Annotated in this window: 10 protein-coding genes; all 10 read right to left on the reverse strand. The window is 59.4% G+C overall.

All coding sequences use genetic code 11. The features are described 5' to 3' along the window. Positions 1 to 138 precede the first annotated feature (138 nt). Positions 139 to 1,491 (reverse strand): Wzz/FepE/Etk N-terminal domain-containing protein, encoded by a 1,353-nt coding sequence (locus tag AO268_RS15005; protein ID WP_099169121.1) that lies wholly within the window; start codon positions 1,489 to 1,491, stop codon positions 139 to 141. 368 nt (positions 1,492 to 1,859) lie between these two features. After that, a complete protein-coding gene (locus AO268_RS15010; protein WP_099169122.1) occupies positions 1,860 to 2,093 on the reverse strand; it encodes a lipopolysaccharide assembly protein LapA domain-containing protein in 234 nt (77 codons plus the stop codon). Positions 2,094 to 2,117: 24 nt separating this feature from the next. Next, positions 2,118 to 2,414 carry an integration host factor subunit beta gene (gene ihfB / locus AO268_RS15015; protein ID WP_032888918.1) on the reverse strand — a complete coding sequence of 99 codons (297 nt, stop codon included), beginning with the start codon at positions 2,412 to 2,414 and terminating at the stop codon, positions 2,118 to 2,120. Positions 2,415 to 2,743: 329 nt separating this feature from the next. Continuing rightward, entirely contained in the window at positions 2,744 to 4,438 is a 1,695-nt protein-coding gene (gene rpsA, locus AO268_RS15020; RefSeq protein ID WP_029298694.1) for a 30S ribosomal protein S1, read from the reverse strand. Positions 4,439 to 4,559: 121 nt separating this feature from the next. After that, positions 4,560 to 5,249: a (d)CMP kinase gene (gene cmk / locus AO268_RS15025; protein ID WP_029298696.1), complete on the reverse strand. Its 690-nt coding sequence runs from the start codon at positions 5,247 to 5,249 to the stop codon at positions 4,560 to 4,562. Next, a complete protein-coding gene (locus tag AO268_RS15030) occupies positions 5,246 to 7,456 on the reverse strand; it encodes a bifunctional prephenate dehydrogenase/3-phosphoshikimate 1-carboxyvinyltransferase (RefSeq protein WP_257154390.1) in 2,211 nt (736 codons plus the stop codon). The genes cmk and AO268_RS15030 overlap by 4 nt, the downstream gene beginning before the upstream one ends. A 28-nt stretch (positions 7,457 to 7,484) precedes the next feature. Beyond that, the gene (gene hisC, locus AO268_RS15035) at positions 7,485 to 8,597 is read right to left on the reverse strand and encodes a histidinol-phosphate transaminase (RefSeq protein WP_099169124.1); all 1,113 of its coding nucleotides are present in this window, start codon (positions 8,595 to 8,597) and stop codon (positions 7,485 to 7,487) included. A gap of 9 nt (positions 8,598 to 8,606) precedes the next feature. Then, complete coding sequence (gene pheA, locus AO268_RS15040; RefSeq protein ID WP_099169125.1) at positions 8,607 to 9,701, reverse strand: prephenate dehydratase; 1,095 nt, start codon at positions 9,699 to 9,701, stop codon at positions 8,607 to 8,609. Continuing rightward, positions 9,701 to 10,786 carry a 3-phosphoserine/phosphohydroxythreonine transaminase gene (gene serC, locus AO268_RS15045; RefSeq protein WP_099169153.1) on the reverse strand — a complete coding sequence of 362 codons (1,086 nt, stop codon included), beginning with the start codon at positions 10,784 to 10,786 and terminating at the stop codon, positions 9,701 to 9,703. The genes pheA and serC overlap by 1 nt, the downstream gene beginning before the upstream one ends. Before the next feature lie 226 nt (positions 10,787 to 11,012). After that, entirely contained in the window at positions 11,013 to 13,667 is a 2,655-nt protein-coding gene (gene gyrA, locus AO268_RS15050) for a DNA gyrase subunit A (protein WP_099169126.1), read from the reverse strand. Positions 13,668 to 13,705: the final 38 nt, after the last annotated feature.

Genomic DNA, 13,705 nt, shown 5'->3' on the forward strand with positions numbered 1-13,705 from the left:
TTGACTCCAGGTATCACGCGAGACGTGAAGCCTAGAACCACTTGTCCCGATGCGCTATAGACAACAAGTTGCAGGCTAGTTTCCATATAAAATCAAATCCCGCATTGCCTGGGAGCACAATGCGGATCGCGCGGTCATCTATAACGGCTTGTTCAAACCTGCATCGCTACCTACCATGGTCGGCGAGCCGGGTTGTACGGATAGCACTACCGACTGCGGTTGAGGCTGACGGGTTTTGACGAGATGGCGAATCGCGACAATAAAAGCGCCGATAAAGCCACCCAGAACCATGCCAAGCAGGATAATCAACACCTTCCGGGGCTTGACCGGACGTAAAGGCTCCAACGCCTGCTTATCGATAGTCACCAGCTTCAGCCGGCTCATATCAATGCTCAGGTTACGCAAACGGGCCTCTTCAGCACGTACCGGCTGGACACCAGCCAGGAACAGGTCCTCGTTTTCACGACGATTCAGCACTTCAATCTCACGGTTGGACTGGAGCAATTGCAGCTCTTTGGCAATCTGAGCGATGCGTCCTTCGGTAAAATCATCAGACTTGCGCTGCATCAACGCAGTGCGTTCTGCCTCAAGCGCCTCGACCCCCATGAAGTACAAAGGGATTTGCTGATTATTTATTTCAGTACGCATCACGCTGGATGAGCCGCTACGGTCTGACTCCCCCAGAGCCGAAGGCGTGCTAGGTTTTCTGATCCCCAGGGACTTGGCGATTCCGATGGCTTCGTTCAACTGTGCCACTCGGTCGGTGCGCCCAGTCTTCAGCTGTGCTCGCAACGCCTTGAGCTCATCCTGCAACTGCGCACGGCGCAAGCTATCCGTTTCTCGCAGCGATGCGATCCGCGCCTCTTTATCAACCTCATAGCTGGAGCGGGCAGCATCAATCTTGCCTTTGAGTTCGTTCAATCGGTTTTTTACGATAACGTCCAGATCCGCCGCAATCTGCTCACGCTCTGTGGCAATCGCGTAATCAATGAAACCGTTGAGAATAGCAACGCCATCCACACCTTTCGGGTAACTCATCTCAAGCTTGATATAGGCACTCAGAGAGTTGGCTTTCTTCGGGTCGGGCAGAATGAGTTCAATAGAGTTGCGGTTGAACTCTTCAAAACTCTGCTCCAAGGTCCTGCCAGGCTGCTCAAATGCCTTGAATAGCTTCTGGTTTGAACGGAAAAAACCTAAGCGGGTATCGTAGGACTCCAATGAGGCGCCCACTCTGATAAGCGCATCACCAGGAGGAAGTGTATAAATCTCGGAGCGATTCAAAGCATCCAGCTCGTTGATTGCGGCCGGACGCAATACACTGCTGACTTCATACTGAGGAGGCGTGAGGAACGCATAGATCGCAGCAATCAGCCCGGCGCTTGCGGTAGCAGCCATGACTAACTTTTTCTGCTTCCAGATAGCCTGAAAAAGCGCAACGAGATCAATCTCGTTGGACGAAGGAATCGGGGGCGCGCGGAAGCTACTACTCACAACAAAAACCTGCCTTCAAAGAGAAACTGCGGGCTCGTTATGCAGACGATTTTGTGGTTTTTTTATATTTATAAGGGTCGGCCAAAACGCCCGGCGTCGCTGCCAGGCTCTGGACACACAAAATGACTGGAATCGAGAACAGGTTGCATTTTGCCATCTCGCTGTAACATTGCAAGACTTGACATGTCTATCAGGTAATTCCTAATTATCGAAGAGATTGCAGGGAAAATGATTCAGACAAGTCCTAAAGTCACTATTTCCTGAGGACAGAGAAGCGCTTTGTACCTCCCAACCAGGGGAGCAAACGTCAAAAGGAGGGCTTAAACCTGTAACACAGGCGACAAACGGTCTACCCCACCAGATCAGCCCTACACTACGGGTTTCTGGCGCCTCTTGCGCTGGGCCAGCAACCCCAGGAGCGGCCCCACCAACATCCCGACAATCAACGCCAATGTCACAAACACCGAGATCGGCAGCTGTGGTGTAGACCACCCCAAGAACGCCAGGGCGACGTCTTGCTGGTTTTCCAGTACGAAGGCCAGGATCGCCAAGGCGACGATCAGCACAATCAGTACCAGGGCGACGCGCTTAACACCGCGCATAAACTTCTCCTATCCCAAAAAAACTCAGACGCCGTCTTCTTCATCTTCGTTCACTCGATCCCGCAATTCCTTGCCCGGCTTGAAATGGGGCACGAATTTGCCGTCGAGGCTGACGGACTGGCCGGTTTTTGGGTTACGGCCCACGCGTGGGGCGCGGTAGTGCAGCGAGAAGCTGCCAAAGCCGCGGATTTCTATTCGATCACCAGTGGCCAGGCACTGGGACATTTGCTCAAGCATGGTCTTGATGGCCAGCTCCACATCCTTGGATGAGAGCAGCCCTTGATGGGTGACAATTCGTTCGATCAACTCCGACTTCGTCATATTTTTCCCTTCTTTTTCAAGCAGCTAGGAAAAGCGCTCCGAAGGTTTTAGCATGACCAGATGAATTTGAACAGCCTGTAGCTTGACTTATCTTGCACAAATCATGGCAACCCTCACATGACCCGCGAGAACAGTAGCTCGGCCCCGTGAGCGCACAGGAGACGTTTTACCCATAAAGCGCTGGCAGTGCCGAAACCAGCAACCCGCCGCCCGCACGCAGCCTCAGGGCAGCCCTGCCCCATACCCCCATCACCCCCATGGGCAAAACCCAAATTCCAGACACAAAAAAGGGCGACCGAAGTCGCCCTTTTTCTATGGTCTGACAGAACTTAGTTCTGTTTTTCCATTTGTGCACGCAACAGGTCGCCCAGAGTGGTCGGACCCGAAGCAATGTCAGAGGTCGCTGGCTTGTCGCGCAGGCTCTGGATTGCTTCTTTCTCTTCGATCTCGTCCTTGGACTTGATGGAGAGTTGGATTACGCGGCTCTTGCGGTCAACGCTGATGATCTTGGCTTCTACTTCCTGGCCTTCTTTCAGAACGTTACGCGCGTCTTCAACGCGATCACGGCTGATTTCGGAGGCTTTCAGAGTCGCTTCGATATCGTCACCCAAAGTGATGATGGCGCCTTTAGCGTCAACTTCCTTCACGATGCCTTTAACGATTGCACCCTTGTCGTTCTCTTGAACGTACTCGGAGAACGGATCGCTTTCCAGTTGCTTGATACCCAGGGAGATGCGCTCGCGCTCTGGGTCAACCGACAGGATAACGGTGTCCAGCTCGTCGCCCTTCTTGAAACGACGAACAGCTTCTTCGCCCACTTCGTTCCAGGAGATGTCGGACAGGTGAACCAGGCCGTCGATGCCGCCGTCCAGACCAATGAAGATACCGAAATCGGTGATCGACTTGATGGTGCCGGAGATTTTATCGCCCTTGTTGAACTGGCCAGAGAAATCTTCCCATGGGTTAGATTTGCACTGCTTGATGCCCAGGGAGATACGACGACGCTCTTCGTCGATGTCCAGAACCATAACTTCCACTTCGTCGCCGACTTGTACGACTTTCGAAGGGTGGATGTTCTTGTTGGTCCAGTCCATTTCGGAAACGTGTACCAGGCCTTCCACGCCTTCTTCCAGCTCTGCGAAGCAGCCGTAGTCGGTCAGGTTGGTAACACGCGCGGTAACGCGAGTGCTTTCTGGGTAACGGGCTTTGATAGCAACCCATGGATCTTCACCCAGTTGCTTCAGGCCCAGGGAAACACGGTTGCGCTCGCGATCGTATTTCAGAACCTTGACATCGATCTCATCGCCAACGTTGACGATTTCGGAAGGATGCTTGATACGCTTCCAAGCCATGTCGGTAATGTGCAGCAGGCCATCGACGCCACCCAGATCGACGAATGCGCCGTAATCGGTGAGGTTCTTGACGATACCTTTGACTTGTTGGCCTTCCTGCAGGGATTCCAGCAGAGCTTCACGCTCGGCGGAGTTCTCTGCTTCCAGGACGCTGCGACGGGAAACGACAACGTTGTTGCGCTTCTGGTCGAGCTTGATGACCTTGAACTCGAGCTCTTTGCCTTCCAGGTGCGTGGTGTCGCGCACTGGACGAACGTCGACCAAAGAACCTGGCAGGAACGCACGGATGCCGTTAACGTCGACAGTGAAGCCGCCTTTAACCTTACCGTTGATAACGCCCTTGACCACTTCTTCAGCTGCGAAGGCTGCTTCCAGAACAATCCAGCATTCAGCGCGCTTGGCTTTTTCACGGGAGAGCTTGGTTTCACCGAAGCCGTCTTCAACCGAGTCCAGAGCAACGTGAACTTCGTCACCGACATTGATAGTCAGGTCGCCAGCGTCGTTGTAGAACTGCTCAAGCGGGATGAGTGCTTCAGACTTCAGACCAGCGTGAACGGTTACCCAGCGAGCTTGGTAATCGATATCAACGATAACACCGGTGATGATGGAGCCAGCCTGAAGGTTCAGGGTTTTTAGGCTTTCTTCAAAGAGTTCCGCAAAGCTTTCGCTCATTTTAATTCCTGTTGATAAGGGCGAAGAATACGCCCATCTGCCACACCCCAGACGGTGTGGGTTACGTTCATATAAGAGAAGAAGCGCAGGTCTAGGACTGGTCCCCTGCACTGCCTCTGAGTCATCCGGCGATATCGCGCAGGGCGATTTCACTCAAGATGCGTTCCAGCACCTGCTCGATGGACAATTCCGTGGAATCCAGCTGTATGGCGTCAGCCGCCGGTTTGAGCGGGGCTACCGCACGCTGGGTGTCACGCTCATCGCGCGCACGAATCTCATCTAGCAGACTCGACAGACTAACACCATCCACCTTGCCCTTCAACTGCAAGTAACGGCGGCGCGCCCGCTCCTCGGCACTGGCCGTCAGGAAAATCTTCAACGGCGCCTCGGGAAACACCACAGTGCCCATGTCGCGGCCATCGGCCACCAGGCCCGGCGGCTCCTGGAACGCCCGCTGGCGCTGCAGCAAGGCATCACGCACCGCCGGCAATGCGGCAACCTGGGACGCCCAGGAGCCGACCTGCTCGTTACGCAGGTCATCGGTCACGTCATCGCCTTCGAGGATGATGCGCAGCGAGTGACCTTCGGTCGCGCCGACGAACTGCACGTCAAGGTGCGCCGCCAGCAGCACCAGCGAGGCTTCATTGGTCAGGTCGACGCCATGATTACGCGCCGCAAAAGCCAGCAGGCGATACAACGCCCCGGAATCCAGCAGGCACCAACCCAGGCGCTTGGCCAACAGGCCCGCGACAGTGCCTTTGCCAGAACCGCTTGGCCCGTCGATGGTAATCACCGGTGCTTTGATATTCACAATTGAGCCTCTTGGGCAACACGCATGCCGACTTGGGCACACAGTGTAAGAAAATTCGGAAAAGATGTAGCTACGTTGGCACAGTCATGGATACGAATCGGCGCAGTGGCACGCAGGGCCGCGACGCTGAACGCCATGGCGATCCGATGATCACCGTGGGCATGCACCTCACCACCGGCCATGCCGCCGCCGTCAATAATAATCCCATCAGGCGTCGGCACACACTTCACACCCAACGCCAGCAGACCGTCGGCCATGACCTGGATGCGGTCAGACTCCTTGACCCGCAATTCTTCGGCGCCACGCAATACCGTGCGCCCTTCGGCGCAGGCGGCAGCGACAAACAGCACCGGGAATTCGTCGATCGCCAGGGGCACCAGGGCCTCGGGAATCTCGATGCCCTTGAGCGGCGCCGCGCGCACACGCAGGTCTGCAACCGGCTCGCCACCCACTTCACGAGGGTTCTCCAGGATGATATCCGCCCCCATCAGGCGCAGGATATCGATCACCCCGGTACGGGTCGGATTGATCCCTACATGTTCCAGCAACAACTCGGAACCCTCGGCGATCGAGGCCGCCACCAGAAAGAATGCCGAGGAGGAGATATCACCCGGCACTTCGATACGGGTAGCCACCAGCCCATGACCCGACTCAACCGTCGCCGTCGCCCCATTGACCTGCACCGGGCAACCAAAACCGCGCAGCATCCGCTCGGTATGGTCACGGGTAGGCGCAGGCTCGGTCACGGCCGTCCGACCTTCGGCGTATAGGCCAGCCAACAACAGGCTGGATTTGACCTGGGCACTGGCCATCGGCAACGTGTAGTCCACCCCCTTGAGCGCCTGCCCGCCACGAATGGTCAGGGGCGGCCGCCCTTCGGGGCCGGTCTCGATCAGCGCCCCCATCGCCCGCAACGGCTTGGCCACGCGATTCATCGGGCGCTTGGACAACGAAGCATCACCGGTCAGGACGCTGTCAAAACGCTGCGCCGCCAGCAAACCCGACAACAGGCGCATGGACGTGCCCGAATTGCCGAGATAGATCGGGCCCGGCGCCGGCTTCAAGCCATGCAGGCCGACACCATGGATGGTCACCCGCCCATGGTGCGGGCCTTCGATCACCACGCCCATGTCGCGGAACGCCTGCAGGGTCGCCAAGGCATCTTCACCTTCGAGAAACCCTTCGACTTCGGTAATACCGTCCGCCAGCGACCCGAGCATGATCGAGCGATGGGAAATGGACTTGTCGCCCGGCACCCGCACCCTGCCGCTCAGGCAACCGCCCGGGCTGGCCGTAAAGACCACATCATCCGTGCTTGCGGCGGCTTCCATATAGGCCCGGCGCGCGAGGATCTTGCTGAAATGCTCGCGCGCTACCCGCGCCCGGGTAAAGACGCCCAGCAACTGGTGGCCATCCCCCGCATCGACCGCGTCGCGCAAGGCATCCAGGTCACTGCGGAAGGTGTCCAGGGTGCGCAGCACCGCCTCGCGGTTGGCGAGAAAAATGTCGTGCCACATTACCGGGTCGCTCCCGGCAATCCGCGTGAAATCGCGAAAACCGCCGGCGGCGTAACGGAAAATCTCCAGGTTTTCGTTGCGCTTGGCCAGGGAGTCGACCAGGCCAAAGGCCAGCAGATGCGGCAAATGGCTGGTCGCCGCCAGCACTTCATCATGGCGCTCGACCTGCATATGCTCCACATCCGCGCCCAGCTCGCGCCACAGGCGGTCCACCACGGCCAAGGCCGCCGGGTCGGTTTCTGCCAGCGGCGTGAGGATCACCTTGTGTCGACGGAACAGCTGGGAATTGGACGCCTCCACCCCACTCTGCTCGGAGCCGGCAATCGGGTGCCCTGGCACGAAGCGCGGCGGCATGCCGCCAAACGCCAGGCGCGCCGCGCGCACTACATTGCCCTTGGCGCTGCCGACATCCGTGAGGATCGCCTGGCCCAGGTCCATGCCAGCCAACAGCGCCAGCAGCTTTTCCATGGCCAGGATCGGCACCGCCAACTGAATGACATCGGCGCCCTGGCAGGCAACGGCCAGGTCCGCCTCGCAGCGATCCACCACGCCCAGCTCAACCGACAACCGGCGCGATTGCGGGTCCAGATCCACACCGACCACTTCGCTACACAGGCCGCTTTCACGCAGGCCCTTGGCAAAGGAGCCGCCAATCAATCCCAGACCGACCACCACCAGGCGACCGATCACAGGCACAGCAGGTTGCATTGCAATCACATCAACCACGGGCCATGACCTTGGCCAGCGCCTCAAGGAAGCGGCTGTTTTCAGCCGGCAAACCAATGGTGATACGCAGGTGGTTGGGCATGCCGTAGTTGGCCACCGGACGCACAATCACGCCCTCGCGCAGCAAGCCCTGGAATACCGGGGCGGCCTCTTGGCCCAGGTCCACGCAAACAAAGTTGCCCTTGGAGGGGATCCAGCCCAGGCCCAGCTCACGAAAGCCTTGCTGCAGTTGTTGCATGCCGCTTGCGTTGATCCGTCGCCCTTCTTCCAGGTACTCGGCATCCTTGAGCGCCGCGCAGGCCGCCGCCAGCGCCAGGCTGTTGACGTTGAACGGCTGGCGCACGCGGTTCAGCACATCCGCGACCACGGCGGTGGATAACCCATAGCCGACCCGCAACGACGCCAGGCCATAGGCCTTGGAGAAGGTGCGTGACACCAGCAGGTTCGGGTAGGCCGCGAGAAAGTCCAGGCCATCTGGCAAGTCGCTGCCTGCGGCGTATTCGATGTAGGCCTCGTCCAGCACCACCAGCACATGCCCAGGCACATCCTGCAGGAACTCGTTCAGCGCCTCGGCACCGAACCAGGTCCCGGTCGGGTTGTTCGGGTTGGCGATAAACACCACGCGGGTCTGGGCATCGATGGCCGCCAGCATGGCCGGCAGGTCATGCCCCCAGTCCCTGGCCGCAATCACCCGCGCCTCGGCGCCGACGACCTGGGTGACAATCGGATACACCGCAAATGCGTGCTCACTGAACACCGCATTCAGGCCCGGGGCCAGGTAGGCACGCGCCACCAGTTCCAGGATGTCGTTGGAACCATTGCCCAGGGTGACCTGGTTCAACTCAACCCCGCAGCTCTCGGCCAACAGGGACTTGAGGGCAAAGCCATTGCCGTCAGGGTAACGGGTCAGGTCCGCCAACGCTTCACGGAGCGCCGTCAGCACTTTGGGGCTTGGGCCCAGGGGGTTTTCATTGCTGGCCAGCTTGACGATCTTTGCCGGGTCCAGATTCAACTCGCGCGCCAACTCGTCCACAGGCTTGCCTGGAACGTAAGGCGACAGTTGTTGCACGCCCGGCTGCGCCAGGGCGAGGAAGTTGCCACTCATGTCAAAGCCTCACAAAACCGCTTTCGGGTAGGAGCCCAGCACCTTGAGGGCCACGGCTTCCTGACTGATTTTCTCCAGCACACTCTTGACCAGCGGATCACGGTGATGGCCAACGAAGTCGATAAAGAACACATAGGTCCATTTACCGCTGCGCGAAGGACGCGTCTCGATGCGTGTCAGGTCGATCCCGTTGTCATGGAACGGCACCAGCAGCTCATGCAGCGCGCCAGGCTTGTTGCTCATGGAGACAATGATCGAGGTCTTGTCGTCGCCGGTCGGCGGCACTTCCTGGCTGCCGATCATCAAAAAGCGCGTGGAGTTGTCCGGGCGATCCTCGATTTTTTCGGCCAGGCGCGTCAGGCCGTACAGGCCCGCCGCCATATCCCCGGCAATCGCCGCCGAGTTCCACTCGCCCTTGACCCGCTTGGCCGCCTCGGCGTTGCTGGACACCGCCACGCGCTCGACATTCGGGTAATGGGCGTCCAGCCACTTGCGGCACTGGGCCAGGGACTGGGCATGGGAGTAAATGCGGCTGATGCTGTCGGTCTTGGTGTTTTCACCCACCAGCAAGTGGTGGTGGATCCGCAGCTCGACTTCGCCACAGATCACCATGTCGTGCTCAAGGAAGCTGTCGAGGGTGTGGTTGACCGCGCCTTCGGTGGAGTTTTCCACCGGCACCACGCCAAAGTTCACCGCACCGGCAGCCACTTCGCGAAACACCTCGTCGATGGCCGCCATGGGCTTGCTGATCACCGCGTGGCCGAAATGCTTCATGGCCGCGGCCTGGGTAAAAGTGCCCTCGGGGCCGAGGTAAGCCACTTTCAAGGGCTGCTCCAGGGCCAGGCACGAAGACATGATCTCGCGGAACAACCGCGCCATCTCTTCATTGCCCAACGGCCCCTGGTTGCGTTCCATCACGCGCTTGAGCACCTGGGCTTCGCGCTCTGGACGGTAGAACACCGGCACTTCGCCTTCGGCCAGGGAGGCCATCTTGACCCGCGCCACTTCCTGGGCACACCGCGCCCGCTCACTGATCAGCTCCAGGACTTTGGTGTCCAGGGCGTCAATGCGTACACGCAGGGCCTTGAGTTCTTGCTCAGACATTAGCCGTGTTCCTTCTCGAACTCTGCCATGTAGGCCACCAGCGCCTTGATGGCATTGATGTCGACGGCGTTGTAGATCGAGGCACGCATGCCGCCTACCGAACGGTGACCCTTGAGGTTCAGCAGGCCACGCGCGTCGGCACCGGCCAAAAACGGCTTGTCCAGGCGGTCGTCGGCCAGGCGGAACGGCACGTTCATCCACGAGCGATGGCTCAGGTTGATTGGGTTGTTGTACAGGCCACTGGCGTCGATAAAGTCGTACAGGGTGCGTTTCTTCTCTTCATTGAGCTTGCCCATGGCCGCCACGCCACCCTGCTCCTTGAGCCACTCGAACACCAGGCCCGAGAGGTACCAGGCAAAGGCCGGCGGGGTGTTGTACATCGAGCCGTTGTCGGCCGCGACCTTGTAGTTGAGCATGGTCGGGCACACCGAGCGGGCACGCCCGAGCAGGTCTTCGCGGATGATGCTGACCAGGATGCCGCTGGGGCCGATGTTCTTCTGCGCGCCGGCGTAGATCATGCCGTAGCGCGACACATCCATCGGGCGCGAGAGAATGTCCGAGGACATGTCGCACACCAGGGGCACATCACCGACTTCAGGCACCCAGTCGAACTCCAGGCCGCCGATGGTTTCGTTCTGTACGTAGTGAACGTAGGCCGCGTCCTTGGACAGCTGCCACTCGTTCTGACCCGGGATAGCGAAATAATCGTAGGGTTTGGCAGTACCGGCCACATTGATATTGCCGTAGCGCGAGGCCTCTTCAATGGCCTTCTGCCCCCAGATGCCGGTGTCGATATAGTCGGCAGTACCGCCTTCCGGCAGCAGGTTCAGCGGGATCTGGGCGAACTGCTGGCTGGCGCCGCCTTGCAGGAACAGCACCTTGTAGTCCGACGGGATGTCCAGCAGGTCACGCAGGTCCTGCTCGGCCTTGGTGGCAATGGACACGAACTCATCGCTGCGATGGCTCATCTCCATCACCGAGAGGCCTTTGCCGTGCCAATCGAGGAGTTCACCCTGCGCGCGCTGCAGGACTGCTTCAGGAAGTGCCGCGGGACCAGCACAGAAGTTATAGGCTCTCTTGCTCACATCCAATCTCGCTCTGATCTGGTGGTCACATAATTCGTGTTCGACGCATAACCCCTGTGGGAGCGGGCTTGCCCGCGATGGCGGTGGATCAGCCAACACAGTTGTTAACTGAAATACCGCTATCGCGGGCAAGCCCGCTCCCACAGGGGGATGTGCAGTATTGCAAATTTTCAAAAGGGACAAATAACAAGGGGGCGAATCTTCATCCGCCCCCTTGTTTGCCCGCTTATTCCTGCGGTTCTTCTTCGTCTGCGGCAGCATCGAGGGTTGGCTCGTCGACGTTGTCATCGCCGGCTGCGATCACCTCGCCGTCGAACTCCTCACCTTCCAGCTCCTCGCCTTCGACTTCCGATGGCTCCTGGACACGCTCCAGACCCACCAGGGTCTCGTCGCTGGCCAGCTTGATCAAGGTCACGCCCTGGGTATTACGGCCCAGGCTCGACACTTCATCAACCCGGGTACGCACCAGGGTGCCCTGGTCGGAAATCAGCATGATTTCCTCGCCATCGAGCACCTGGACCGCGCCGACCAGACGGCCGTTGCGATCGTTGCTGACCATGGCGATAACGCCCTGGCCGCCACGCTTGTACTCGGGGAACTCGCCGATGGCGGTGCGCTTGCCATAACCACGGGCCGAAGCGGTGAGGATCTGGCTGCCTTCTTCCGGGATCAGCATGGAAATCAGCTTCTGCCCTTCTGGCAGGCGCATGCCGCGCACACCACGGGCGGTACGGCCCATGGCACGTACGTCGGATTCCTTGAAGCGCGTCACCTTGCCACCGTCGGAGAACAGCATGACTTCACGCTCGCCATCGGTAATGGCCGCAGAGATCAGCACGTCGCCTTCGTCCAGCTCCAGGGCGATCAGGCCCACGCTGCGCTGGCGGCTGAAGGATTCCAGCGGGGTCTTCTTCACGGTGCCTTTGGCGGTAGCCATGAAGATGAAGTGACCTTCGGTGTATTCCTCGACCGGCAGCATGGTGGTGATGTATTCATCGGTGTCTAGCGGCAACAGGTTGACCAGTGGACGACCACGGGCAGCGCGGGACGCTTCCGGGATTTCGTAGGTCTTGAGCCAGTACACCTTGCCCTTGCTGGAGAACAGCAGCAGGGTGGTATGGCTGTTGGCTACCAGCAGGTGAGCAATGTAGTCCTCATCCTTGACGCCCGTCGCCGATTTGCCTTTGCCACCACGACGCTGGGCCTGGTACGCCGCCAATGGCTGGGTCTTGGCATAGCCACCGTGGGAAATGGTCACCACGCGCTCTTCTTCCGGGATCATGTCACCCAGGGTCAGGTCCAGGCGCGCATCGAGGATTTCGGTGCGGCGCACGTCGCCGTATTCGGCGCGGATCACTTCCAGTTCTTCGCGGATCACTTCCATCAGGCGCACGGCGCTGTTGAGGATGCGGATCAGCTCGCCGATCTGGTTGAGGATTTCCTGGTACTCGGCCAGCAGCTTCTCGTGCTCCAGGCCGGTCAGGCGGTGCAGGCGCAGCTCCAGGATGGCCTGGGCCTGTTCCGGCGACAGGAAGTACTTGCCGTCGCGCAAGCCGTATTGCGGGTCCAGGGTCTCCGGGCGGCACGAATCGGCACCGGCACGCTCAACCATCGCCACCACAGCGCTGGATTCCCACGGCATCTTGATCAGGGCTTCCTTGGCTTCCGACGGCGTCGGCGAAGCCTTGATCAGGGCGATGACCGGGTCGATGTTCGACAGCGCAACCGCCTGGCCTTCCAGGATATGCCCGCGCTCGCGGGCCTTGCGCAGTTCAAACACGGTGCGGCGGGTGACCACTTCGCGACGGTGACGCACGAAGGCTTCCAGCAGATCCTTGAGGTTCAGGATGCGCGGGCGACCGTCGATCAGGGCCACGACGTTGATACCAAACACGCTTTGCAGCTGGGTCTGGGCGTAGAGGTTGTTGAGGATCACCTCAGGCACTTCGCCACGACGCAGCTCGATCACCACGCGCATACCGTCTTTGTCAGACTCGTCGCGCAGCTCGGTGATGCCTTCGAGCTTCTTCTCTTTGACCAGCTCGGCGATCTTCTCGATCAGACGCGCCTTGTTCAACTGGTAAGGCAGTTCGGTAATGACGATCTGCTGGCGGCCACCGACCTTGTCGATGTCTTCGATCATCGAGCGGGCACGCATATAAATGCGGCCACGGCCGGTGCGGTAGGCTTCGATGATGCCGGCGCGACCGTTGATGATCGCGGCGGTCGGGAAGTCCGGGCCGGGAATGTATTGCATCAGCTCATCGACGGTCAGCTCGGGGTTGTCGATAAGCGCCAGGCAACCGTCGATGACTTCACCGAGGTTGTGCGGCGGGATGTTGGTGGCCATGCCCACGGCGATACCGCTGGAGCCGTTGACCAACAGGTTGGGAATACGGGTCGGCATGACCGCCGGGATCATTTCGGTGCCGTCGTAGTTCGGCACCCAGTCCACGGTTTCTTTATGCAGGTCGGCCAGCAGCTCGTGCGCCAGCTTGGTCATGCGCACTTCGGTGTATCGCATGGCCGCAGCGTTGTCGCCGTCCACCGAACCGAAGTTGCCCTGGCCGTCTACCAGCAGGTAGCGCAGGGAAAACGGCTGGGCCATCCGAACGATGGTGTCGTACACCGCAGTGTCGCCGTGAGGGTGATACTTACCGATCACGTCACCGACAACACGGGCAGATTTCTTGTACGGCTTGTTCCAGTCGTTACCCAGCTCGCTCATCGCGAACAGCACACGCCGGTGCACGGGCTTCAAGCCATCGCGCGCATCAGGCAGTGCCCGCCCGACAATTACGCTCATTGCGTAGTCGAGGTAGGACTGTTTCAGCTCGTCTTCGATATTGACCGGGAGGATTTCTTTGGCCAGTTCGCCCATGAGAAGCCTGATTCCTTTTTCGGGTGAAACTTCGTCAC

This window comes from Pseudomonas sp. ICMP 8385 (assembly GCF_002699915.1).
In the GTDB taxonomy this organism is placed as follows: Bacteria; Pseudomonadota; Gammaproteobacteria; order Pseudomonadales; family Pseudomonadaceae; genus Aquipseudomonas; species Aquipseudomonas gessardii.

Excerpts from the sequence above, each read along its gene's own strand:
- gyrA (WP_099169126.1), bottom strand. The coding sequence starts at position 13,667 with ATGGGCGAACTGGCCAAAGAAATCCTCCCGGTCAATATCGAAGACGAG.
- rpsA (WP_029298694.1), bottom strand. The coding sequence starts at position 4,438 with ATGAGCGAAAGCTTTGCGGAACTCTTTGAAGAAAGCCTAAAAACCCTG.
- AO268_RS15010 (WP_099169122.1), bottom strand. The coding sequence starts at position 2,093 with ATGCGCGGTGTTAAGCGCGTCGCCCTGGTACTGATTGTGCTGATCGTC.
- hisC (WP_099169124.1), bottom strand. The coding sequence starts at position 8,597 with ATGAGTGGCAACTTCCTCGCCCTGGCGCAGCCGGGCGTGCAACAACTG.
- pheA (WP_099169125.1), bottom strand. The coding sequence starts at position 9,701 with ATGTCTGAGCAAGAACTCAAGGCCCTGCGTGTACGCATTGACGCCCTG.
- ihfB (WP_032888918.1), bottom strand. The coding sequence starts at position 2,414 with ATGACGAAGTCGGAGTTGATCGAACGAATTGTCACCCATCAAGGGCTG.